The organism is Streptomyces sp. NPDC055254 (genome assembly GCF_053606025.1).
This window is the reverse complement of the sequence record NZ_JBSGQV010000031.1, coordinates 41016-64299: the sequence shown is the minus strand read 5'-3', so window position 1 is coordinate 64299 and position 23284 is coordinate 41016. Positions and strand designations below refer to the sequence as shown.

General features: G+C 71.7%; 20 protein-coding genes. 17 read left to right on the top strand and 3 right to left on the bottom strand.

Translation table 11 applies throughout. The features are described from left to right. The first annotated feature begins 23 nt into the window (after positions 1-23). The 10 genes from ACWFQ8_RS24835 to ACWFQ8_RS24790 all read left to right on the top strand — a co-directional run bounded on the left by ACWFQ8_RS24835 (position 24) and on the right by ACWFQ8_RS24790 (position 10282). A complete protein-coding gene (locus ACWFQ8_RS24835; protein ID WP_453788473.1) occupies positions 24-680 on the top strand; it encodes a DUF433 domain-containing protein in 657 nt (218 codons plus the stop codon). Continuing rightward, positions 670-1056, top strand: coding sequence for a PIN-like domain-containing protein (locus ACWFQ8_RS24830; protein WP_453788472.1), 387 nt, complete (start codon positions 670-672; stop codon positions 1054-1056). Before ACWFQ8_RS24835 ends, ACWFQ8_RS24830 begins: the two co-directional genes overlap by 11 nt. Before the next feature lie 225 nt (positions 1057-1281). Next, on the top strand, positions 1282-2637 hold the full coding sequence (locus tag ACWFQ8_RS24825) for a hypothetical protein (RefSeq protein ID WP_453788471.1): 1356 nt from the start codon (positions 1282-1284) through the stop codon (positions 2635-2637). A 392-nt stretch (positions 2638-3029) separates the two neighbouring features. After that, positions 3030-4232: an MFS transporter gene (locus ACWFQ8_RS24820; protein ID WP_453788470.1), complete on the top strand. Its 1203-nt coding sequence runs from the start codon at positions 3030-3032 to the stop codon at positions 4230-4232. A gap of 89 nt (positions 4233-4321) precedes the next feature. Next, the gene (locus tag ACWFQ8_RS24815) at positions 4322-5110 is read left to right on the top strand and encodes a cupin-like domain-containing protein (RefSeq protein ID WP_453788483.1); all 789 of its coding nucleotides are present in this window, start codon (positions 4322-4324) and stop codon (positions 5108-5110) included. Further along, the gene (locus ACWFQ8_RS24810; protein WP_453788469.1) at positions 5107-6384 is read left to right on the top strand and encodes an 8-amino-7-oxononanoate synthase family protein; all 1278 of its coding nucleotides are present in this window, start codon (positions 5107-5109) and stop codon (positions 6382-6384) included. Before ACWFQ8_RS24815 ends, ACWFQ8_RS24810 begins: the two co-directional genes overlap by 4 nt. Further along, entirely contained in the window at positions 6381-7292 is a 912-nt protein-coding gene (locus tag ACWFQ8_RS24805; RefSeq protein ID WP_453788468.1) for an HpcH/HpaI aldolase/citrate lyase family protein, read from the top strand. Before ACWFQ8_RS24810 ends, ACWFQ8_RS24805 begins: the two co-directional genes overlap by 4 nt. Next, positions 7279-8262, top strand: coding sequence for an acetaldehyde dehydrogenase (acetylating) (locus ACWFQ8_RS24800; RefSeq protein ID WP_453788467.1), 984 nt, complete (start codon positions 7279-7281; stop codon positions 8260-8262). Before ACWFQ8_RS24805 ends, ACWFQ8_RS24800 begins: the two co-directional genes overlap by 14 nt. Then, complete coding sequence (gene dmpG / locus ACWFQ8_RS24795; RefSeq protein WP_453788466.1) at positions 8259-9278, top strand: 4-hydroxy-2-oxovalerate aldolase; 1020 nt, start codon at positions 8259-8261, stop codon at positions 9276-9278. Before ACWFQ8_RS24800 ends, dmpG begins: the two co-directional genes overlap by 4 nt. A 41-nt stretch (positions 9279-9319) precedes the next feature. Further along, on the top strand, positions 9320-10282 hold the full coding sequence (locus tag ACWFQ8_RS24790) for an ornithine cyclodeaminase family protein (RefSeq protein WP_453788482.1): 963 nt from the start codon (positions 9320-9322) through the stop codon (positions 10280-10282). 1 nt (position 10283) lies between these two features. On the opposite strand, the gene ACWFQ8_RS24785 is transcribed toward ACWFQ8_RS24790, so the two are convergent. Next, positions 10284-10775 carry a MaoC family dehydratase gene (locus ACWFQ8_RS24785; RefSeq protein WP_453788465.1) on the bottom strand — a complete coding sequence of 164 codons (492 nt, stop codon included), beginning with the start codon at positions 10773-10775 and terminating at the stop codon, positions 10284-10286. Between the two features lie 136 nt (positions 10776-10911). Between ACWFQ8_RS24785 and ACWFQ8_RS24780 the strand changes: the two genes are divergently transcribed. Then, entirely contained in the window at positions 10912-12348 is a 1437-nt protein-coding gene (locus ACWFQ8_RS24780; protein ID WP_453788464.1) for an aminopeptidase P family protein, read from the top strand. Positions 12349-12530: 182 nt separating this feature from the next. On the opposite strand, the gene ACWFQ8_RS24775 is transcribed toward ACWFQ8_RS24780, so the two are convergent. Further along, positions 12531-13166: a DinB family protein gene (locus ACWFQ8_RS24775; RefSeq protein WP_453788463.1), complete on the bottom strand. Its 636-nt coding sequence runs from the start codon at positions 13164-13166 to the stop codon at positions 12531-12533. Positions 13167-13328: 162 nt separating this feature from the next. After that, on the bottom strand, positions 13329-14600 hold the full coding sequence (locus ACWFQ8_RS24770; RefSeq protein WP_453788462.1) for an MFS transporter: 1272 nt from the start codon (positions 14598-14600) through the stop codon (positions 13329-13331). 367 nt (positions 14601-14967) lie between these two features. Between ACWFQ8_RS24770 and ACWFQ8_RS24765 the strand changes: the two genes are divergently transcribed. From ACWFQ8_RS24765 to ACWFQ8_RS24740, 6 genes are all read left to right on the top strand, one after another. Beyond that, positions 14968-16263, top strand: a complete 1296-nt coding sequence (locus tag ACWFQ8_RS24765; RefSeq protein WP_453788461.1) for an ATP-grasp domain-containing protein — start codon at positions 14968-14970, stop codon at positions 16261-16263. Continuing rightward, positions 16260-17546 carry an ATP-grasp domain-containing protein gene (locus tag ACWFQ8_RS24760; RefSeq protein ID WP_453788460.1) on the top strand — a complete coding sequence of 429 codons (1287 nt, stop codon included), beginning with the start codon at positions 16260-16262 and terminating at the stop codon, positions 17544-17546. Before ACWFQ8_RS24765 ends, ACWFQ8_RS24760 begins: the two co-directional genes overlap by 4 nt. Positions 17547-17630: 84 nt before the next feature. After that, positions 17631-19169 carry an ABC transporter substrate-binding protein gene (locus ACWFQ8_RS24755; RefSeq protein ID WP_453788459.1) on the top strand — a complete coding sequence of 513 codons (1539 nt, stop codon included), beginning with the start codon at positions 17631-17633 and terminating at the stop codon, positions 19167-19169. Next, on the top strand, positions 19166-20518 hold the full coding sequence (locus ACWFQ8_RS24750; RefSeq protein WP_453788458.1) for a SidA/IucD/PvdA family monooxygenase: 1353 nt from the start codon (positions 19166-19168) through the stop codon (positions 20516-20518). The genes ACWFQ8_RS24755 and ACWFQ8_RS24750 overlap by 4 nt, the downstream gene beginning before the upstream one ends. A gap of 17 nt (positions 20519-20535) precedes the next feature. Further along, positions 20536-21939, top strand: coding sequence for a diaminobutyrate--2-oxoglutarate transaminase family protein (locus ACWFQ8_RS24745; RefSeq protein ID WP_453788457.1), 1404 nt, complete (start codon positions 20536-20538; stop codon positions 21937-21939). Then, positions 21939-23279 (top strand): SidA/IucD/PvdA family monooxygenase, encoded by a 1341-nt coding sequence (locus tag ACWFQ8_RS24740; RefSeq protein ID WP_453788456.1) that lies wholly within the window; start codon positions 21939-21941, stop codon positions 23277-23279. The genes ACWFQ8_RS24745 and ACWFQ8_RS24740 overlap by 1 nt, the downstream gene beginning before the upstream one ends. Positions 23280-23284 lie beyond the last annotated feature (5 nt).

Sequence of the window (23284 nt, the reverse complement as noted above, 5' to 3'; positions counted from 1 at the left end):
AGAACAGCAGCAGGAGGTGGGGCATGGTCGACAGGTTCGGGGACGGACTTCTAACTCCTGCGGAAACAGCCTCCTACCTGGAGATTCCGTACTCGACGCTCACCTCGTGGCTGAAAGGAAGGGCCGCCGGGGCGCCTCTGGTCCATCAGGTGGAGCCGCTGCGCACGGAACAGCCCTCGGTGCCGTTCATCGCGGTGGCCGAGGCGCACGTCCTTCGTTCCCTGCGCTCGCTGGGGCTCCGCATGAGTGAGATCAGGGAGGCGGCCGCAGCCGTACGCGACGCCTTCGACACCCCCTACGGCCTCGTGTCGAAGCGGATCGCGACGGACGGCGTGGACATCTTCGTCGAGCACGGTTTCGGGGACCTCCGCAGGGCCCGGGACGGCCAGGCCCCCATCCACGAGGTGGTCTCCGGCTACCTCCGCTACCTGAACTGGGAGAACGACGACGACTTTCCCTCAAGCCTGAGGCTGAGGCAGTACCCGGAGGCCGTCCCCGTCGTCATCGACCCGAGGTTCGGGCACGGGAGGCCCGTCGTAGCCGCCAACCGCGTCGCGGTCCATGCCATCACCGACCTGTGGGAGGCCGGGGAGAGCATCGAGGACATCGCGTACGACTTCGACATGACGCCCGAGCAGGTCGACGCGTTGTGCGGGGCAGTGGTGCGCCTTGCCGCCTGAGTTCTTCCTCGACCGCAATCTCGGGCGTCGAGTCGCGGAAGGGCTGAGAGCGTGCGGCTGGACCGTTCACCGCATCGGGGACGTCTTCCCCGACGACGGACAGGACGTGGCCGACGAGGAGTGGATCGCTCACGGTCTCGACCAGTCATGGGTGCCGCTGTCGAAGGACGGCCGGATCAAAAGCCGGGACCTGGAGATCCGACCGGTCCTTGAGCGGGAGGCGGTGCTCTTCTACCTCGACAACCAGCAGCTACGCAGTAGCGAGATGGTCGAACGGCTCGACGCGCACCGTGAGGCGATTCATCGCGCGGTGGACAGGGGCGGTCCCGCGGCCCACGCGGTACGACGCGACCGCGTCGAGCGCACCTGGCCGTGACGGGCGGACGGTCCGCACCCGGTCCGCCCGCCGCGGTTCGCGGTGGACTGCTCGGGCCTGGAGGGCACGGTGCGGGTGGGGCCGCCGCACCGGACCGGCTCGACGGGGACCGGGAGGGGGTCGGATGCGACAGGGCGTCGGCCCGTGACGGGAGTTGGGGGGACCGGAGATCGGTTCGGTTAGTCTGGCCCGCGACGTGTCCAGGCTGGGGGAAGGCGGACGGGCGTGCTTGAGGACGTGGGCGGTCAGGGAGCGTCGGGGCATCCGTGGTTCGGGGGGCAGCGGCTCAAGCCGGTCGCGCCCGCCGGGACGATACGGGAGATGCTGCGCCACGAGATGCGGGACATCGGGTGGCCGCACCAGACGCTGGTGCCCGCGGCGCCCCTGGCGCTGCCGCACGCCTCCTACGCCGAGCTGTTCCGGGTCGGCGCCGCGCTGACGGAGCTCGTACGGCGGACCGCGCTGGAGACCGCCGACACCACCGCCGGGCGCCTGGCCGCGTACCGGATGCCGGAGAACGAGCACCAGCTGTTCGTGGACGACCCCTTCATCGAGGAGCGGTACGCGGACTGCGTGGTCCGCCCGGACGTCGTGATCGGGCCGGACGGGCCGCGCTTCCTGGAGTTCAACGTCAGCGGAGCGCTCGGCGGCACCATGGAGACGCACAGCCGCATGGAGGTGTGGCGCCAGCTCTACGACGACGGCCGGGGCCGGCTGCCCTTCGCGTACCACGACTCCTTCGCCGCCCGGGCCGCAATGTTCAAGCACCTGAGCGCCGAGCTCGGGGTGGCCCCCCGGGTGGCGTTGCTGGGCAGCGCCCGCGACCAGGGCGGGCACAGCCGGTACTTCGACGTGCAGGCCGACTACCTCAACCACCACGGCCTGAGCGCGCGGTTCTTCGAGCCCGAGGACCTGCACGAGGCCTGGGACTGCCCGCCGCAGCTGCGCTACCCGCTCGGGCTGCGCGACTTCACCATCCCGGACTGGGCCGAGCTCGGGATCGACACCACCCCGGTGCAGGCGGCCCTGGACCACGGCTGCCTGCTCGTGGCCACCCAGACCTCCACCTTCCTGTCCAGCAAGCTCACCATGGGCATGCTGTCGGAGGGGCGGCCGTGGATGAGCGCCGCCGAGCAGGCGCTGGTCGAGCGGTACCTGCCGTGGACCCGGATCGTCACCGACCGGTCGACGACGCGGGGCGAGGGCAAGGTCGACCTGGTCCGGTACGTACTGGAGCACCGCGCGGACCTGGTGCTCAAGGAGGCCATCGGGATGAGCGGCAAGCAGGTGCTCATCGGCCGGGACACCGAGCCCGCCGACTGGGAGGCGGCGGTGGCGGCGGCCGTCGGTACGGGCACCAGCATCGTGCAGGAGTTCGTGGAGCCGCGCACCTGCACGCTGGCGATGATCGCCGACGGGGAGGACGAGCCGCACGACGCCCAGGTCGCGCCGGTCTTCGGGCCGCTGCTCTTCGGCGGCCGGCCGGCCGGGATCTTCTCGCGGTTCTTCGGCGACGGGACCAACGGGATCGTGAGCATCCTCGGCACCCGCAGCTCCGACAACTGCGTCGTCGCCGTCTGAGGACCTGACGGATTCCCCGTCCCACCCCCGGCCGATTCCGGCCGGGGGTCCTCGCGCGGGGCGACACGCGGCGCGGTGGCCCGAATGGATGTACTGGGCAGGGGAGTTCGCGGTGTTCGCCGCGGTGTCCGGCCCCAACTCCCGCGGCGCGCAGAACCGCACGTCGGTGCGGCTGCCGGGTCCGCGCACAACCACCGTCCACCCGTCGTTTGTTGACGCATCTCCTCCGCGACCGTTGACGCTCGGGGCTGGCCCGATCTAGCCTCAGGCTCGTTCGAATTACCGAACACCGGAGATCGAATAACGGTGATCCGTCGTTATCGAGGGACAGGGGCATCGTGGCGGGGGTCACATCGGGGTCCGACTCCGGACTGGGGTCCTACTTAAGGCTGTTGCGGGCTCCGGGCGCCGGATCACTGGCGTTCTGGGGGATGATCGGCCGCTTCCCCATCGCGATGCGGGCCATCAGCATCCTCATGCTCGTCTCCGCCGTCACCGATTCGCTCGGGAACGCGGGGATCGTGGCGGCGGCGATGCTCGTCTCGCAGGGCGTGGCCAGCCCGGTGCTCGGGCGGATGGCCGACCGGCACAGTCAGCGGCGCGTCCTGCTCACGGCGTGCCTCGGGCACGTCACGGGGATGGCGCTGCTGCTCGTGTCGATCGTGCTGGAGGCCCCGCTGTGGGTCCTGGTCGTCACGGCGGTCGCCACCGGGTGCACCTCGGTGTCGTTCACCTCGTTCATGCGGGCGCGGTGGGCGGTGATGGTCGAGCAGGGGGCGCTGCGCACGGCGTACGCCATGGAGTCGATGCTCGACGACACGATCTTCCTGCTCGGCCCGCTGCTGGTCACCGTGCTGGCGTCGGCGGTGCACCCGGCGGCGGGACTGGTCGTCTGCCTGGCGATGACCGCCGTCGGCTCCGTGTTCGTCGCCCTGCACCGCCGCTCCGAGCCCGCGCGGCACGAGCCTGAACCGGGACACACGCCACGGCGCGCGATCACGGTCCCCGGCGTGTGGGTGCTGACGCTCGCCTACGCCGGAATGGGCTTCCAGTTCGGTGCGGTCGACGTCACGATGATCGCCTTCGCCGAGGAGCGCGGGACACCCGGGCTGGCCGGCGTACTGATCTCGCTGATCGCGGTGGGCAGCCTGGTCGCAGGCGTCACCTACGGGGCGGTGAACTGGCGCCTGCCGCAGGCCCGGCTGCTGTCGGTGACGACCTTCCTGCTGACCGTCGGCGCGGTCCCCCTCGTCTTCGCGAACTCCGCCCCGGTGATGGCCCTCTGCGCCGTCGTCGCGGGGATCGCGATCTCCCCGGCACTGATCGGGGGCAGCACGCTGCTCGAATCACTGGCTCCCAAGGGCTCGCTCTCGGAAGCCTTCTCCTGGCTGACCAGCGCCGGGGCACTCGGTATCGCCTCGGGCACCGCCGCGGGCGGGCAGCTCGCCGACCTCGGCGACTTCACGCACGCGGCGTGGGCGGGGGTCGCGGGCGGGGCCTTCGCCCTGGCCCTGAGCCTCGCGGGCCAGCGGGCCCTGCGGAAGGGAGAGCCGGCTCCGGATCCGGCATCGGACATGGCACCACTAGACAAGTGAGGGTTGAAGCTGTGAGCAGAGAACACCCCGCCGACGAGCGAAGCGCTCTCGGGGGCCTCCCCGTCCCGCGCATCTCGTTCGACGAGTTCATGGCCTTCGGCCGCTCGGCCCTCATCCGGGCCGACGTCCCGGTGGTGATCACCCTGCCCAAGGGGTCCCAGGGCCTCGGCCGGGACGGCGTGGCCGAGCGGCTCGGCGAGATGATGGTGACCCTGTTCACCGAGCCGAGCAACAAGCAGAACTCGCAGCGATGGACCACCCGCGAGATCCGGCTCCGCGAGTTCTTCGAGGACGAGAAGCTCCAGGGCGACCCCGGCACGTGGAACCGCATCGTGTCGAACTTCCGCAACAGCCCGGCGGACGTCAACGCGATCCTCGGCTTCGACGCCGAGAAGCTCTTCGACTACCGGCGCGCGATGAACGCGGCCAACCTGTGGATCAGCCACCGCGGGGTGTTCACGCAGAGCCACTTCGACGAGCTGGAGAACTTCAACATCGCCCTGGAGGGCCGCAAGCGGTTCGTCCTGGCGCCTCCCGGCTTCTGGGAGTACTACCCCAGGTCGCTGAAGCAGGGCTTCGGCGACAAGTCGCAGGTCTTCGACTTCGACGACGTGGACTGGGCGCGCTACCCCAAGCTCGCCTCCAAACTGGCCCAGCGCCGGGAGCTGATCCTGGAACCGGGCGAGATGCTCTACCTCCCGCTCGGCTGGTGGCACCAGGCCGAGTCGCTGGACGAGATGAACATCAACATGAACTTCTGGCTGCGCGATCCCAAGATCTTCCGCAGGCCCTACGTGCTGGGCGTGGCGATCTACACCGCCGTGTTCCGCAAGCTCAAGGGCGTCTACAACTACGAGCCCGCAGAGGCAGCGTCATGACCGAGCTCAAGTCCATCACCCCCACGCACCGCTACCGCAACAACGACAAGTTGATCGGGATCGGCAACGAGTTCTGGGACATGTCGGAGCGCAACGGGCTGGCCGGCATCGTCGCCGACTACGGCCACGGCGTCCTGACCACCGACGCGAGCCACGAGTTCATCGAGGCCGGCCACGAGTTCATCAACTTCAGCTGCTGCTCGTACCTGGACCTCGACTCGCACCCCAAGGTCATCGAGGGCGGCATCGAGGCCCTGCGGCGCTACGGCGTCCTGGACCACTGCATCGCACGCAGCCGGGTGCAGATACCCGCGATGCTGGAGCTGGAGACCTCGCTGGGCGAGCTGTTCGGCGCGCACGTGGTGTGCTCCATCGCCGCCAGCACCGCGACCTTCGGGCTGCTGCCGCTGATCGCCTCCGGGCACCTCGGCAACGGCAAGCGACCGTTGATGATCTTCGACAAGAACGCGCACGTGTCGATGGCCAACCTCAAGCCGGTCTGCGCCGACGAGACCGAGGTCGTCACCTCCCCGCACCACGACCTGAACTTCATCGAGGACGCCTGCAAGAAGTACGAGCGGGTCGCCTACGTCTGCGACGGCAGCGACAGCCTCGGCGGGTACGCGCCGGTCAAGGAGCTGGCGGAGCTCCAGGACAAGTACGGCCTGCTCGTCTACTACGACGACTCCCACTCGCTGTCGGCGTACGGGAACCGGGGCGTGGGCTACGTCCGCTCGCACAGCCCGATCCTCGACGAGCGCACGATCGTCGTGATGACCCTGAACAAGGCCTTCGGCACCAGCGGCGCGGCGATCGTGCTCGACGGGTACGAGAAGGAGACGCTGCGCGTCATCGAGCGTTTCGGCGGAGCCCTGAACTACTCGCAGCTGCTCAACACCCCCGCGGTCGGTGCCGGCCTCGCGTCGGCGGAGATCCACCGGACCTCGGAGCTGACCGACCTCCAGGACAAGCTCTACCGCAACATCTCCCTCTTCGACTCGCTGGTCAGCACCGACCAGGCCGGCAGCACCTTCCCGATCCGGCTCGTGCCGATGAGCGACTCGACGGTGATCGAGGCGGGCCGCCGGGTGTTCGAGGCGGGCTTCTACGTCTCGCCGGTGTTCTTCCCGATCGTCGCGCGCGGCACGGCGGGGCTCCGCGTCATGATGCGCGCGGGCCAGACCGAGGAGCAGGTCCGCAAGCTGTGCGCGGTGCTCGCCGAGGTGGGTGCCGAGACGGCGGTCCCGCCGCTGCCAGACGGGGTGGCCCGATGACGGGCGCGGCTCGCGCGATCCCCCGGAGCATCCTGTACACGCCCGCGCTGTCGCTGGACCGGGTCGTCAAGGCCTGGTCGTACGACGCGGACGTGCACCTGATCGACCTGGAGGACTCCGTCCCGCCGGCGGCCAAGGCCGCCGCGCGGCTGGTGTGCCGGGAGGCCCTGGAGAAGGCGCCGGACCCGGCGCGCACCGCCGTACGCGTCAACGAGCTGGGCACCGTCGAGGCGGTGCACGACCTGGTGCTGCTCACCGGGTCCGCGGTGGCGCCCGGCATCGTCGTGATGACGATGGTGCGGTCCGCGGTCGAGGTGACGCTGCTGCGCGACACCCTCGCCGCGGCCGGGGCGCACCCGGAGATCTACGTGACCGTGGAGACCGTGGAGTGCGTGACCGGCATCGACGCGATCGCCGAGGTCAGCGACGGGCTGCTGTTCGGCTCGGCGGACCTGGCGGCCACCCTGGGCATCGAGATCACCTGGGCGGGGCTGCTCGCGGCCCGGCAGGCGATGGCCCTGGCCGCCGCCCGGCACGGCGCCGCCTGTATCGACACCGCCAACTACCGGCTGGCCGAGCCGGACGTACTGGCGCGGGAGCTCGACCGGATCCGCGAGCTGGGCTTCCACGGCAAGGCGACCGTGCACCCGAGCGAGCTGGACGCGATCAACGGGGCCCTGCGGCCCAGCCCGGAGAAGCTGCGGGTGGCCCGCCGGGTCACCGAGGCCGTACGGGCGGCGGACGGCGGGATCGCGGTACTGGACGGGAACATGGTCGGCCCGCCGTTCGCCCGGATGGCCCGCGCCGCGGTGGCCCTCGGGGACGCCTGGGCCGGGAAGTTCGGCGCGGCCGGCGAGGCGCGCGGCGCGGGCGACGAGCGCGGGGAGGCCGGCGATGACCGTCACTGAGGGCGTATCCGCCGCCGGACCGCGCGGCGGCATCGGCAGCGGCCCGGGCGCGGGACCCGGCGCCGCTTCCGGCAGCCGGCCCGGGCCGCCCGTACGCGTCGCCGTCATCGGCACCGGGGCCATCGGGCAGGACCTGGTCAGCAAGATCCACCGGTCTCCCGTACTGGAGTGCGCGCTGGTCGCCGGCCGCAACCCGCAGTCCGCGGGGCTGCGGCACGCCGCCGCGCTCGGCTACCCGACCACCGCGGGCGGCATCGACGCCGTCGTCGCCGCGCCGACCCCCTTCGCCGTGGTCTTCGACGCCACCAACGCGATGTCGCACGCCGAGCACTGGCGGCGGCTCCAGCCGCTGGACACCCTGCTGATCGACCTGACGCCCAGCCGGGTCGGGCAGATGGTCGTGCCGACCGTGACGGGTACGGACGCGCCGACGGTACGCAACGTCAGCATGATCAGCTGCGGCGGGCAGGCGTCGAGCCCGATCGCGCACGCGCTCGCCCAGCACTTCGAGGTGGAGTACATCGAGGTCGTCTCCACCGTGGCCAGCAGCATCGCGGGCCGCGCGACCCGGCTCAACCTCGACGAGTACGTGGCGACGACCCAGCACGCCATCGCCACCTTCTCCGGGGTGCGCGACACCAAGGCGATCCTCAACATCAGCCCGGCCGTGCCCCCGGCGACCTTCCGGACGGCCGTCCACGCGGTCGTTCCGGGCGCGGACGAGGAGGCCGTGCGCACGGTGGTCGCCGAGGCCGCCGAGCGGGTGCGCGCCTTCGCGCCCGGCTACGAGGTCCTCGGGTGCGCGGTGAACGGCGACCGCGTCGTGGTCTCGCTGGAGGTCACCGCCGAGAGCGACGTGCTCCCCGCCTACGCGGGGAACCTGGACATCATCAACTCGGCCGCCGTCATGGTCGCCGAGCAGCACGCGGCCCGGCTCGCCCCGGCCGCCGGGACGGGGGCGTACCGATGAGCGACGTGGTCATCCACGATCCGACGCTGCGCGACGGCCAGCACGCGGTGCGGCACCAGCTCGGGGTCGCCGCGCTGCGCGGTTACGCGCAGGCGGCCGACGCGGCCGGGGTGCCGGTCGTGGAGGTGGGGCACGGCAACGGGCTGGGCGCCTCCTCCCTCCAGGTCGGCCGGGCGGCCGTCAGCGACGACCTGATGCTGTCGACCGTGCGGGAAGCCCTGCGCACCAGCCGGATGGGCGTGTTCATGCTGCCCGGCTGGGGCACCTCGGACGACCTGCGCAAGGCGGTCGCGCACGGCGCGGACGTGATCCGGATCGGCGTGCACTGCACCGAGACCTCGCTGGCCGAGCGCCACCTCGGCTTCCTGCGGGAGGCCGGCGCGGACGCGCACTGCGTGCTGATGATGAGCCACATGGCGACGCCGGCCCAACTGGCCGAGCACGCCGCGCTCGTCGTCGGGTACGGGGCCCGGGCGGTCGGGATCATGGACTCCGCGGGCCACTTCCTGCCCGAGGACGTCACCGAGCGGATCGGCGCCATCGCCGGCGCGGTCGGGACCGGCATCCCGGTGATCTTCCACGGGCACAACAACCTCGGCATGGCCGTCGCCAACTCCGTGGCCGCCGCACGGGCCGGGGCCACGATCATCGACGGCTGCGCCCGCGGCTTCGGCGCCGGGGCGGGCAACACCCAGCTGGAGGTGCTGGTGCCGGTACTGGAGCGCAGCGGCTTCCGCACCGGCATCGACCTGTACGGGCTGCTCGACGCGGCCGAGTTCGCCGAGCGCGAGCTCATGCCGGCGCCGCCGGTGACCGGCTCGGTGGGCATCGTGAGCGGCCTGGCCGGGGTGTTCTCCGGCTTCAAGCACCAGGTGCTTGAAGCGTCCGCGCGCGCCGGGGTCGACCCGCGCGACGTGTTCTTCGAGCTCGGCAGGCGGCAGGCCATCGCCGGGCAGGAGGATCTGATCGTGGACGTCGTCGCCGAACTGAGCACCCGTAAGGCGGCCGCCGCGTGACCGGGCCCGCGACGACCGGTTCGCCGGCCGCCGGCCCCCTGATGATCGGGGCCGATCTGATGGCGGGGCCGGAGCGGCTGCTGCGGGTCGTCGACGCACTGGCCGGCGTGTTCGGCGACCTGTCGGCCGGCCGTACCTCGTCACCGCCGCGGACCGTCGTCCCGCACGGCCCGCAGCGGGAGCTGCTGGCCGGGACGGCGGTGTGGGAACGACGCGGGGTCGGCAGCGTCAAGATCACCACGCTCACCCCGGACAACCCGGGGCGCGGGCTGCCGCTGATCCACGGCGTGGTCGTGCTGACCGACCTGGAGACGGGACGGATCACGGCGCTGCTGGACGGCGCCGAGCTGACGGCCGTCCGGACCGGCGCGGTCGCCGGTCTGGCGACCCGGCTGTGCGCGCCCGAGGACGCGCGGGACCTGGCCGTCATCGGCGCCGGGGTGCAGGCGCGGGCGCTGGTCCGGGCGGTGTGCGCCGTCCGGCCGATCCGCTCGGTACGGGTGTTCTCGCGCACCCCGGAGCGTACGGAGGAGTTCACGCGGTGGGTCCGCGACACCTGCGGCCCCGCGGTCTCGGTGACGGTCTGCGACACGGTCGAGGAGGCCGTCGTGGGCGCCCAGGTCATCTGCACGACGACCTCCACCAGCGACCGGACCCCGCTGGTGGCGGCCGACTGGGTGGCGCCGGGGGCGCACGTCAACGTCATCGGCGGGACCCACGAGGACGCGCTGGAGGTCGATCCGGCCCTGCTGGCGGACGCCTTCGTCATGGTGGAGGAGCGGGCCGCCGCGGTCGCGGAAGCGGGCGAGGTACGGGCCGCGTTGGCCGCCGGGCTGATCACCGAGGACGCGCTGCACGAGCTGGGCACCCTGGTGGACGAACCGGCCCCGGGCACTCGCTCCGGGGCGGGCCGCCGGACCTCGGTGTTCCGCTGCGTGGGCATGGCCATCGAGGACACGGCCGCAGCGGCGGCGCTGCACGAGGCCGCGAGCGCCGCCGGCTGACTCAGGCGGCCTCGCGGCAGCGCACCATGAAGGACCGCTCGAACACGATGACGTCCTCCCCGGTGGACTTCGTGCCGGTGGTCTCCACCGTGATGATCCCCTGCCCCGGCCGGGACTTGGACAGCCGCTTGTCGAGGATCCGGCTCGTCGCGTACAGGGTGTCGCCGACGAAGACCGGGTCCTTGAGGCGGACCTTGTCCCAGCCGAGGTTGGCCACGGCCCGAGCGGACAGGGCCTGCACGGTCATGCCCCCGACCAGGCAGAGGGTTATCCCGCTGTTGACGAGGATCTGGCCGTATTCCGCGCCTTCGGCGTAGTTCCGGTCGAAGTGCAGCGGGTGCTGGTTCATGGTCAGCAGGGTCAGCCAGGTGTTGTCGGTCTCGGAGATGGTCCGGCCCGGCCAGTGCCGGATCACCATTCCGGGTGCGAAGTCCTCGTAGTCCCCGCCGTGTTCCTCGACGTACTCGTTGTCCTGAACGTGGCGCAGTGTCATGCGTCTTTCTCCCGTGTGCGGTACTTCGGACGGACAGGGCGTGACAGCGTACGCGGGGGCCCCGACGGGCCTTTCCGTTACACCGCCGGTCCATATGATGGACGGCGCACACCAGTTCGCCATACAAGGAGGAACCGTGGAAGAGGCCGCAGCCGAGGAGCAGCCCATCAAGCAGCGGAAGAACGGCCTGTCCCGGGGCGTCTCCGACGAGCTCGCGCAGAACATGGCGTCCGGCTGGGCCGACACCGAGGCCGACCTGGAGCCGATCGCCCAGGCCGCGAACACCGCCGCCCGCCGTGCCGCACTGTCCGCGCGGTTCCCCGGCGAGCGCCTCGTCGTCCCCGCGGGCAATCTGAAGACCCGCTCGAACGACACCGAGTACCCCTTCCGGGCGGCCACGGAATACGCGTACCTCACCGGTGACCTCAAGGAGGACGGGGTCCTGGTCCTGGAGCCGACGGACGGCGGCCACGAGGCCGTGCTGTACCGGCTGCCGCGCTCCGACAAGGAGAACGGCGAGTTCTGGCTCGACGGCCAGGGCGAGCTGTGGGCCGGCCGCCGGCACAGCCTCACCGAGGCCGAGGCCCTGTTCGGCATCCCCTGCCGCGACGTCCGGACCGTCACCGAGCACCTGCGCGAGGCCGAGGGCCCGGTGCGCGTGGTGCGCGGGCACGACGCCGGCGTCGAGGCGGCGCTGGCCGACAAGACGGTCGCCCAGACGGACGAGGAGATGCACGTCTTCCTCTCGGAACTGCGCCTGATCAAGGACGAGTTCGAGGTCGGCGAGCTCCAGAAGGCGATCGACTCCACGGTGCGCGGCTTCGAGGACGTCGTGAGGGTCCTCGACAAGGCGGAGGCCACGTCCGAGCGCTACATCGAGGGCACCTTCTTCCTCCGCGCCCGCGTCGAGGGCAACGACGTCGGCTACGGCTCCATCTGCGCGGCCGGCCCGCACGCCACCACCATCCACTGGGTCCGCAACGACGGCCCGGTACGCCCGGGCGACCTGCTGCTGCTCGACGCCGGCGTGGAGACCCACACCCTCTACACCGCCGACATCACCCGCACGCTGCCGATCAGCGGCACGTTCACGCCGATCCAGCGCCAGATCTACGACGCCGTGTACGAGGCCCAGTCGGCCGGCATCGAGGCCGTGAAGCCGGGCGGGAAGTACGTGGACTTCCACCACGCCGCCCAGCACGTGCTGGCGGAGAAGCTGGTGGAGTGGGGGCTGCTGGAGGGCCCCGTCGAGCGCGTCCTGGAGCTCGGTCTCCAGCGCCGCTGGACGATGACCGGCACCGGCCACATGCTCGGCATGGACGTGCACGACTGCGCCGTCGCCCGCCGCGAGGCGTACGTCGACGGCACGCTGGAGCCCGGCATGTGCCTCACCGTCGAGCCGGGCCTGTACTTCCAGCCCGACGACCTGACCGTGCCGCAGGAGTACCGCGGCATCGGGGTGCGGATCGAGGACGACATCCTCGTCACCGAGGACGGCAACCGGAACCTGTCCGCCGCCCTGCCGCGCACCTCCGACGAGGTCGAGGCCTGGATGGCCGGCCTCAAGGGCTGACCCGTACGGGAAGGGCCTGGTCCGCGGTGCGGGTCAGGCCCTTCGTCCGTCTCCGGGGTGCTGTGGTGCGCCGCGCCCTCCCATCAGCCGGTCAGCACGCGGAGCAGGGGGCCGGGCCGAAGGTGGCGGCGGCCGGTGGCGCCGCCGGGTCCTCGGTACGGGGAGGACCCGGCGGCGGCGGGTCAGCGCAGGCCCAGCGAGGCGTAGGTGGCGTCGAGCTCGGCCACCTCCAGGCCGGCGGCCAGGCGGACGAGGCGGATGGCCCGGTAGATCTGGTTGATGTGCGCGATGTCGTGGCCGATGACCTTGCGGATCATCACCTCCATGGTTTCGCCGCCCTGCTCGCCGTGGCGGCCGGTGCGCTGCCAGTCCTCGGGCGAGAACGAGGCGAGGAGCGCGACGTTGGAGGCCCGCAGCCCGGTCCAGGCGTCGAGCATCTGGCGGAACGGCAGGCGGGGCAGCGGGGCCCAGAGCTGCTCGTCGTAGCCGGGGTAGACCGGGTTGTCCTCGGTGGCGACCAGGCGCCAGCGGAAGCCGTAGACGATGTCGACGTCGAAGAGGTGGCCGACGACGAAGGCGGCGGGCCACTCGCCCGGCTCCGGGACGGTCTCGGCGAGCTCGGTCGGCAGGTCGGCGAAGAGCGCCGCGGCCCAGACCGGGGTCTTGGCGAGGACGTCGAAGGCGTCGCGGTCACCGGCCACGTCGAGCAGCGCGGTGACGTAGGCCGCCGGATCCTCGGTCGCCGAGGGGATGTCGATGCGGTGCACGTCGGCGTCCGCCGGGGCGGAGTCGGTCGTGGCCGTGGTCTGCGTGGTCATGCGGGATGGGCCTTTCGGTTCTCTGTCGGTGGTGCGGTGGATGGAGGCAGGTGGACGGGGCCGGAATGGGCCCGGTGGGGTGGGCTGTCGTACCGGTACCGAGGGGGCGGACCGGTGCGCGCGGGCGGAGCGGTGCGCGGGTGGTCAGCCGGCGGCGGGTGGTCAGCCGGCGGCGGCGGGTTGGGGCTTGGAAGCGGACGCGGCGTCGCCGGCGCCCGCGGTCGGCGCCGCGGTCGTGATCGCGGCGTCCGCCTCGGCGACGGCCTCGGCCTCGGCGGCCCTGGCGGAGTCGCCCACGTATCCCCGGTCGCCGGGGTTGGCGCCGAGCACCAGCAGGGCGCCCAGGACGGCGACGGCCGCGCAGACCACCCAGTGGAGCGGGGCCGAGATGCCGTAGAGCAGACCGCCGACGGCCGGTCCGAGGGCGCCGCCGAGCGTGTGCGCGATGCCTTCGGCGCCCTGGTAGCGGCCGCGCAGGTGGGCCGGGGAGAACTCGGCGGGGTAGGCGTTGGCGATCGGTGTGTAGACGGTCTCGGCGACGGTCCACACCACCACGGTCACCGCCAGCAGCCAGATGGCACTGGCCGCGCCCGTCAGGGCCATGCCGACGCCCAGCAGGACCAGGCCGGCGGCGATCACCCGGCGGGGGTTGCGGCGCTCGGTGTGCTTGGTGATCGGGAGCTCGATCAGGACGCAGAGCAGGGCGTTGAGGCCGAGCAGCAGGCCGTAGACCTTGTTGTCGAAGCCCGCGTCGGTGACGTGCAGGGGCAGGGTCACGGTGGACTGCCCGTAGACGAAGGTCGCGGCGACCATCGAGCCGAGGAACAGCGCGTAGGGGCGGTCGGACAGCACCTGCCGGTAGCCGCCCTTGGCCTTCTTGCCCTCGCCCGCGTTCGCCGCGGCGTCGGCCGGATCCACCTGGACCGGGCGGCCGCCCGGGAGCGTCAGCAGGGCCAGCGCGCCGAAGGAGAAGGCGAAGAACGCGTCGCCGAGGAAGAGGTAGGTGTACGACATCCCGCTGAGGAGACCGCCGACGAGCGGACCGACGGCCATGCCCACGTTGATCGCGAGGCGCAGCACGGCGAAGGACATCACCCGCTGGTCCTCGGGAACGAGGTCCACCAGCAGCGCACCGGCCGCGGGCCGGTAGAGCTGGGCGAAGACGCCCACCACGCCGACCAGGGCGGTGGTGGTGAACAGTCCGTCGGTGAGCGGGACCAGTGCCGTGGCGGCGCTGCTGCCGAACATCGACACCGCGATGGCGGTGCGCCGGCCGAAGCGGTCGGCGACCGTACCGCCCACGGCGTTTCCGACGAAGGCTCCGACGCCGACGACGCCGAGGGCCACGCCCGCCTCGAAGGCGGAGTATCCCTGGGACACCAGGAAAAGCACCAGGAATACGTTGAGGAAATTGCCGAATTTAATGAGGAACATTCCAGCGAAGATGACCCAGGCGCTTCTGGGAAGTTCACGCAATCGTCGGCGCAAGGGTTCCTCGCTGGCCATGAGGGGCTCCTTCTAGTCAAGGGGTGAGGTGGTGGGAACCATGGAACCCACTGGCCGACGCCTTGAGAAGGGAAACGGGCTGGCACGAAACGGCCGGGCACGATCCTGCCCGCACACCATCCGTGACCACCCGCCCTGACCTGCTCGGACAGTACCCGAATCCCCTCAGGTGCGGACCCGGCGGCCGTATCGATCCCGACGGACGCAGCGCCCGGGGCGCGTCTTTCGTGCCGGGCACGGTTGTGCCACCCGGAAAGCATTCTCCGGCCGGAATTCATGCGGCAGAGTTCTGGCCATGACCGAACACAAGCTTCTCGTCGTCGGCGGACGCATACAGACGTTGCGCAAGGCGGCGGCGCTCGGAATCCGCTTCGTACTGATCCAGCACAAGGACCAGTTCGTGCCCGAGTCGGCCGAACTCGCCGAAGCCGTCCTGATCGCGGACTACACCGACTGGGACGTCACCCGCCCCCTGGTGGAGGCCGCGCACAAGGCGTACGGGTTCACCCGCGTCGCTTCGATCACCGAGCCGGGTCTGGTGCCCGCCGGCCGGATCAGCGACCTCCTGGGGCTCGGCAACACCTCCGAGGAGGTCGCCGAGCTCCTCCGGGACAAGTACGCGATGCGCCGTCACCTGGCCGCCTCCGACTCCCCCGCCGTGCGGGCGCTGTCCGTGGCCGCCGCCGAGGTCGAGGACGCCGACGCCCTGGTCGCCTTCGGCGCCGAGCACGGCTACCCGTTCGTGCTCAAGCCCGCGGACGCCACCGCCAGCCTGGGCGTCGTACGGATCGACGGGCCGGAGCAGGCCGCCGAGGCGTGGGAGGGGGTCGAGGCCCTGCGGGCCCGTACGGACCTCCAGTGGGGTTCCTTCTTCCACATCGGCCGCTTCATCGCGGAGCAGTACATCGAGGGCCCCGAGTACAGCATCGAGAGCTTCTCCTTCGCGGGCCGCCACATCGTGCTCGCGGTGACCGAGAAGCTCACCGGCGGTCAGGAAGGGTTCATCGAGTTGGGCCACGCCCTGCCGGCCCGGCTCTCGCCGGAGGTGGAACGCGGTATCGAGGAGGCGGTCTCGCTCTTCCTCGACGCGATGGGCCTCAAGGACGGCGCGGCCCACACCGAGGTGCGGCTGTCCCCCGCCGGTCCGCAGATCATCGAGAGCCACAACCGCATGGGCGGCGACCGGATCTTCGACCTGCTGATCGCCGCCTACGGCATCGACCTGGAGGAGTGGATCCCGGCCTGGCAGTTCGGCCTGATCCCGGCGCTGACCGAGCGCCCGGTACCGCTGCGGTCGGCCGCCACCCGCTTCCTGTCCGCACTGCCCGGCACGGTCGAGGAGGTCCAGGGCAAGGACGAGGCGCTGGCCCTGGACGGGGTCATCGACATCGACACCACCGTGGGGCCCGGCGACACCGTCGGCGAACTGCGCGGCAACTGGGACCGCGTCGGCCAGGTCCTGGTGACCGGCGCCGACACCGAGGCGGCCGTCGCCGCCGCCGAGCGGCTCCTGGAGAAGGTCTCCATCGTCACCCGTCCCACCGGCACCACCGGCACCACCGGCACCACCACCGAAGAGGCCCAGTCGTGAAGATCCTGCTGATCATGCGGAACACGTACGCGTGGCACCGCGAGCACATCGAGACCCTGGAGCGGATGGGTCTGGAGATCCACCTCGCCACCTCCGTCGCCCAGGCCGGCGACGACGGCCGCTTCGCCTCGGTCGTCCCGGTCGGCGACCGGGAGGGCACGGTCCTCGCCGAGTTCTGCGCGGCCGAGGCCCGACGGCTCGGCATCGCCACCGCGATCACCTTCTACGACAGCGACATCGCCGTCACCTCCAAGACCAACCAGCTGCTCGGCCACCAGTGGCCGCGACCCGCGGCCGACGAGATCTCCCGCGACAAGAAGCTCCAGCGCACCTTCCTCCAGGACAACGGCCTGCCCTGCCCCGGATTCGCGAGCGTCTCCGGCGTCGAGGAGGGCCTGGCCGCCGCCGAGGCCTTCTCCTTCCCGTTCATCGTCAAGCCCAGCGGGCTGGCCGCCAGCATCGGCGTGAGCCTCGTGCACGACCGCGAGGGCCTGGAGCGGGCGCTGGCCGACGTGGAGCGCCTCGCCGCGGAGTGGGGCGGCTACTTCCCCACCGAGGGACCGGAGATCGCCCTGCTGGAGGAGTTCCTCCCGGGCAAGGAGGTCACCCTCGACGGCGTGGTCACCGGCGGCGTCTTCCACCTGGTGGGCGTCACCAACAAGATGCAGATGCCCGGCCCGTACTTCGAGGAGGACTTCTACACCCTCCCCTTCCGCACCCCGCAGGAGGAGCCCGGCCTGGTGGCCGTCGCCGAGGGCATCGTCAAGGGCCTGGGCGTCGAGCACTGCCTGTTCAACGCCGAGTTCCGGCAGGACGCGGACGGCACCTACCGGGTCGTGGAGTTCGCCACCCGCATGAGCGGCGGCCAGAACTACCGCAACCTGCGCGAGGTCCACGGCATCGACGCGGTCAGGCTGTACACCAAGGCCGTGCTCGCCGGCGACGACGAGCGGGCCGCCGCATCGGTCACCGACGGCGAGGTGCCCCGGGCCGCGACCCCGCGCGCCGCGACCTGCATCAAGTTCGCCTACCGCACCGGGACGCTGGTCAAGAACAACCCCGGCGAGGCCTACCACTCGCCGTACTTCCGCTCGTACATCCCCGCCTCCAAGACGGGCGACCGGCTGCGGCGCGCCCCGGAGGGCTGGTACGAGATCGCCGGCTCGCTCGCGGTGGCCGCCCCCTACCGGTCCGTCGAGGACATCGACCGGGTCGAGCGGATCGCCGCCGAACTGGACGAGCGCCTCGACGTGGTCGTGGTCCCGGCCGTCCGGGCCTCCTGATCCGGCGCGGACCCGCCCGGGCGCCCGGCAGGCCGCCGACCCGTCCTCCTCGTACTCACCCCACGACCGCGGAAAGAGCCCCACGTGCACGCCAATGACCCCGTGTTCCGGATGGGAATCACGGAGCCCACCGCCATCGACCCCTACAAGGCCCAGGAAGGTGAAGGGATCCTGGTCTGCAAGGCCCTGTTCACCGGGCTGCTGGCCCTCGACGAGGACGGCGTCCTGGTCCCGGCCACCGCCGCCTCCTGGGAGAGCGACGAGACGGCCACCACCTGGACCTTCTCCCTCCGCACCGACACGGTGTTCAGCAACGGCGAGCCGGTCACCGCGCACTCCTTCGTCCGCGGCTGGTCGCGGGCGCTGGACCCGGAGGCCAACACGGAGACCGCCTACCACCTGGCCGGTGTCCGCACCTTCACCGCGGTCGACGACGCCACCCTGCGCGTCGAGCTCAGCGAGCCGGACGTGCAGTTCGACCTGAAGACCCTCCAGCCCATCTTCAGTCCGGTGCCGAGCGTCGCCGGCCCCGCCCTCGATCCGGAGTACAACGACCGGCCGATCGGCAACGGCCCCTTCGTGCTGGACGGCCCCTGGATCCACAACGAGTCGATCAAACTCGTCCGCAACGACCTCTGGTTCGGCCCGGCGCCCGAGGTCCGCGAGGTGCACATCGACATCCTCGACGCGGTCACCGGCCTCGACGACGAGTACGAGCGCTTCGTGGCCGGCGTGTACGACTACGCCCGCATCCCCCCGGCGCGCACCGCCGAGGCCGCCGGGCACCCCGGCTTCCTCGAACAGGAGGGCGCCGGCCTCTTCTACCTGATCCCCTTCTGCCATCAGGCCCCGATGGACACGCTGGACGCCCGCCGGGCCCTGTCCTCGGCCATCGACCGCCAGGGACTGATCGACACCTACTTCCAGGGCCGCCGCAGCGCGGCGCACTCGCTGCTCTCCCCCTGGTTCGGCAAGGCGCACACCCCGCGCCCGGCCCCCACCGGGGTGAAGGACACGGCTGACGCCGCCGAGACCGACTGGACCGCGTACGACCCCGAGCGGGCCCGGGCCGCGGCCCTGCGCGCCGGCCTGCCGCCGGGCACCCGGGTGGAGTTCGCCTACAACACCGGCGCCGGCCACGACGACTGGGTGCAGGCACTGGCCCGGGGCCTGGAGGAGGTGCTGGGCTGGCGGATCGAGCTGCTGCGCACCGACGCCCGCGGCCTCGTCGACCACCGCACCGCGCTCGCGGCGACCGGCTTCTGCCGGGCCGGCTGGGCCTGCGACTACCCGACGCCCGACAACATGCTCTTCCCGCTGCTGCACTCCTCCTGCACCGCCCCCGACGCCGAGGGCACCGCCCACGGCGACAACGAGGGCCGTTACGTCAACCCGGAGTTCGACGCCCTCGTGGCCAGGGCCCGCGCCTCGACCGACCCGGCCGAGCGGGCCGACGCCTGGCGGCGCGCCGACCGGACCGCCATGGCCGACCTGGCCCTGATCCCGCTCTGGTACCGCACCGACCAGCGGGTCCACGCGGCCGACCGGATCGCGGGCCTGCGCATCGACTTCGACGGAAATCCCACTCTGACCACAGTTACGGCAAGGAGCACCACACGATGAGCGCCACCACTGCGACCACGTCGACCACGGCGGCTCCGGTGTACGACATCCTCGGCATCGGTTTCGGCCCGGCGAACCTGGCCCTGGCCATCGCTCTGGAGGAGCGCGAGTCCCCGCTCACCGCCCGCTTCCTGGAGGCCCGGCCGACCCCCGAGTGGCAGCCCGGCATGCTGCTGGACGGTTCCGACATCCAGAACCACCCCAGCCGCGACCTGGTCACCCTGCGCAACCCGCGCAGCCGCTACAGCTTCCTGAACTACCTGCACGAGCAGGGCCGGCTGCTGCGCCACCTGAACGTGCCGGGCGAGTTCCCGCTCCGCAAGGAGTACGCGGGCTACATCCGCTGGGCCGCGGGCTTCTTCTCCCACCTGGTCGACTGCAGCCAGCGGGCCGCCGGGGTGGAGGTCGTCGAGGAGAACGGCGAACGCGTCTACGCCGTCACCACCATGACCGGCAGCCGCTACCTGGGCCGCACCCTGGTGATGGGCCCCGGCCGCACCCCGTACGTCCCCGCCCCCTACGACTCCGTCCGCACCCCGCGCGTCTTCCACCTCACGCAGTACCTGCCCCGGCTGGCCGAGCTGGCCGGCGAGGGCCGCGAGCCGGAGTCGGTGGCCGTCATCGGCGGCAGCCAGAGCGCCGTGGAGCTCGCCCTCGACCTGAGCCGCCGCTTCCCGCGCACCAAGGTCACCACCTACACCCGCTCGCACTCGCTGCGGCTGAAGGACACCAGCCCCTTCAGCGAGGAGGGGTACTTCCCGGAGTTCACCGACTACTACTTCCGCGCCGACCGCGCCGGCAAGAACGCCCTCGACGGCTACATGCACGGCACGAACTACTCCTCGGCCGACGGCGACGTGCTGCGCGAGCTCTACGTGACCATGTACGAGCAGGAGCTCGACGGCGACCAGCGGGTGTTCCTGCGCGGCAACCACGAGGCCACCGCGGTCCGCGAGGCCGGCGACCGGGTCGAGCTGGACTTCCTGGAGCGGATCACCGGGGAGCACAGCACCGACTCCGTGGACTTCGCGGTGCTGGCCACCGGCTTCCGCAACATGGGTCCCGGCCCGCACGAGGAGCTCTGCCCGCCGCTGATGGCGCCGATCGCGAAGCTCTTCGCGACCGAACCGGACGGCCGGCTCCAGGTCTGCGCCGACTACACGCTCACCGCCGTGGCCGACGGAACCCCGCCGCTCTTCCTCAACGGCCTGTGCGAGTCCAGCCACGGCATCGGCGACGCCGGCTCCTTCAGCCTGCTGTCGCTGCGCGCCGCCTCCCTCGCCGATGCCCTGACCGTCCGCCTGACCGCGGCCGCCACCGACCGCAGCGCCGTACTCGCCGCCGCCTGACCGGAAAGACGCCCACCATGACTGCCACCATCGACACCCCGGTCGAGCCGGTCTACACGGCTCCGGTCATCACCGGCCCGCTGCCCGGTCCGCGCAGCGCCGAGCTGCTCGACCGCCAGGCGGGACGGGAGTCCAACTCCCGCTCGTATCCTCGAAAACTCCCGATAGCCATCCGGCGGGGCCGGGGCTCCTACGTCGAGGACCTCGACGGCAACGTCTTCCTCGACTTCCTCAGCGGCGCCGGCGTGCTCTCGCTCGGCCACAACCACCCCGAGCCGCTCGCCGCCGCGCACCGCCAGCTCGACGAGTTCGTGCACGGCCTGGACTTCCCCACCCCGATCAAGGACGAGTTCACCGACCTGACCATCGGGATGCTGCCGGAGCCGATGCGCGAGCGCACCCGGATCCACTTCTGCGGCCCGACCGGCGCCAACGCCGTCGACGCGGCGCTCAAGCTCTGCAAGACCGCCACCGGGCGCGAGGAGATCATCACCTTCCAGGGCGGCTTCCACGGCGCGACCCTGGCCGCGCTCAGCGTCACCGGCCTGGTCGAGCAGAAGGAGCCGGTCCGCGGACGGATGCCGGGCGTGCACTTCTTCCCGTACTCCAACTGCCACAACTGCCCCCTCGGCCTCAAGCGCGACAGCTGCCAGGTCAACTGCGCCGCCTTCCTGGAGAAGGCCCTGACCGACGTCAACGGCGGCATCACGCTGCCGGCCGCCGTGATCATGGAGCTGGTGCAGGGCGAGGGCGGCGTGATCCCCGCCGAGGTCGAGTTCGTCCAGCGGATCCGCGAGGTCACCAAGCGCCTCGGCATCCCGCTGATCGTGGACGAGGTGCAGAGCGGCTGCGGCCGTACCGGTACCTGGTTCGCCTTCGAGCAGTACGGCATCGAGCCGGACGTCGTCTGCGCCTCCAAGGCGCTCAGCGGCATGGGCCTGCCGGCCTCCGTCATCCTCTACGACGAGAAGCTCGACCAGTGGAAGCCCGGCGCCCACTCCGGCACCTTCCGCGGCAACCAGCCCGCCTTCGCCGCCGGTGTGGCGACGATGAAGGTGGTCCGGCGCGACCGCGTCCTGGAGAACGTCCGGGCCCGCGCCGACCAGCTGATGGTCCACCTCCAGGGCCTGCGCGAGATCAGCCCCTACGTCGCCGACGTACGCGGCCTCGGTCTGATGACCGGCGTCGAGCTGTCCGACCCGGAGACCGGTGAGCCCGCCTCGGACCTCGCCAAGCGGGTGCAGTGGCAGGCCGTCAGCCGCGGTCTGATCATCGAGCTCGGCGGCCGCGACGACTGCGTCGTGCGGATGCTGCCGCCGCTGAACTGCACGGCCGAGCAGATCGACCAGGCGGGTCAGATCATCCGCCAGTCGCTGATCGCCGCGGTGGCCGCGACCACGCCCTCCAAGGCGGGCGCGTGATGACGTACTCCGCCCACGGCGGGAGCCCCGAGGACGGCGCCGCGGCCCTGGACCTGGTCGTGGCGGGCTTCGGGCCCTCCGGGATCGCGCTCGCCGCCGCCGTCGAGGACCACGACGACGCCGCCGGCGGCGCCCCGCTGGCCGCCCGCTACCTGGAGAAGGCCGCCGACTCCGCCTGGCAGCCCAACCTGGTCCTGCCCGGCACCGACATCCAGCACCACTTCCTGCGCGACTTCGCCACCCCGCGCGACGCCCGGTCCCGCTTCACCTTCCCCCACTACCTCCAGCAGAGCGGGCGCTTCTACCCCTTCACGCTGATGGGCGGCTACGTCAGCCGCCTGGAGTGGTCGGACTACGTGCAGTGGGCCGCCCGCCAGGTGCGCGGCCCCGTGGACTACCACCGCGAGGTGGTCTCCGTGGAGCCCGTCACCGCCGGCGACGGCCGGGTGCGCGCCGCCCGCGTCGTCAGCCGCGACACCCGCGACGGCTCCCTGCACTCCTCGGTCGGCCGCAACATCGCGCTGGCCACCGGGCACGAGGCGTACGTACCGGAGCTGTTCCGCCCGCACCTGGGCGAGCGGGTCTTCCACGCCTCCCAGCTGCTGCCGAGCCTGGCCGCCCTCGGCGACCGGCCGCCGAAGCGGGTCGTGGTGATCGGCGCCGGACAGACCGCCGGCGAGATCGTCCTGCACCTGGCCGCCCAGGACCCCGACGCCGAGATCCACTCCCTGGTGCGGCACGCGGGCTTCCGGATGTACGAGCTCGGCCACTTCAGCAACGAGGTGTACTTCCCCGACGAGACCGACTACTTCTACGGGCTGGAGGGCGAGCAGCGCGAACGCGCCCTGGCCCAGGCCCGCGCCACCAACTACGCCGCCGTGGACCCGGACGTCTCCACCGCCCTCTACCAGGCGGTCTACCAGGACCGGTTCACCGGCCGGCAGCGGCTCCACATGCACAAGCGCACCGAGGTGACCGAGGTCGAGCGGACCGCCGACGGCGGGGTGCTCCTGCACACCGAGGAGGTGTTCACGGGAGAGCGCGGGCTCATCGAGGCCGACGCCGTGATCATCTGCACCGGATACCGCGAAGCGGCCCTGCCGCAGGCGCTCGCCGCCTTCACCCCGTACCTGCGGCTCGACGCCGAGGGCCGTCCCGAGGTCACCCGCGCCTACCGCGCCGAGACCACCGAGGACTGCGAGGTCGGCATCTACCTCGACGGACTCACCGAGTGGCGCCACGGCATCGGCAGCGCCACCTCCTTCAGCCAGATGGCCGCCAAGGCCGACACCATCCACCGCGACCTGCGCAGCCGCCTGCGCCAGCCCGTCGCCGCCTGACCGCT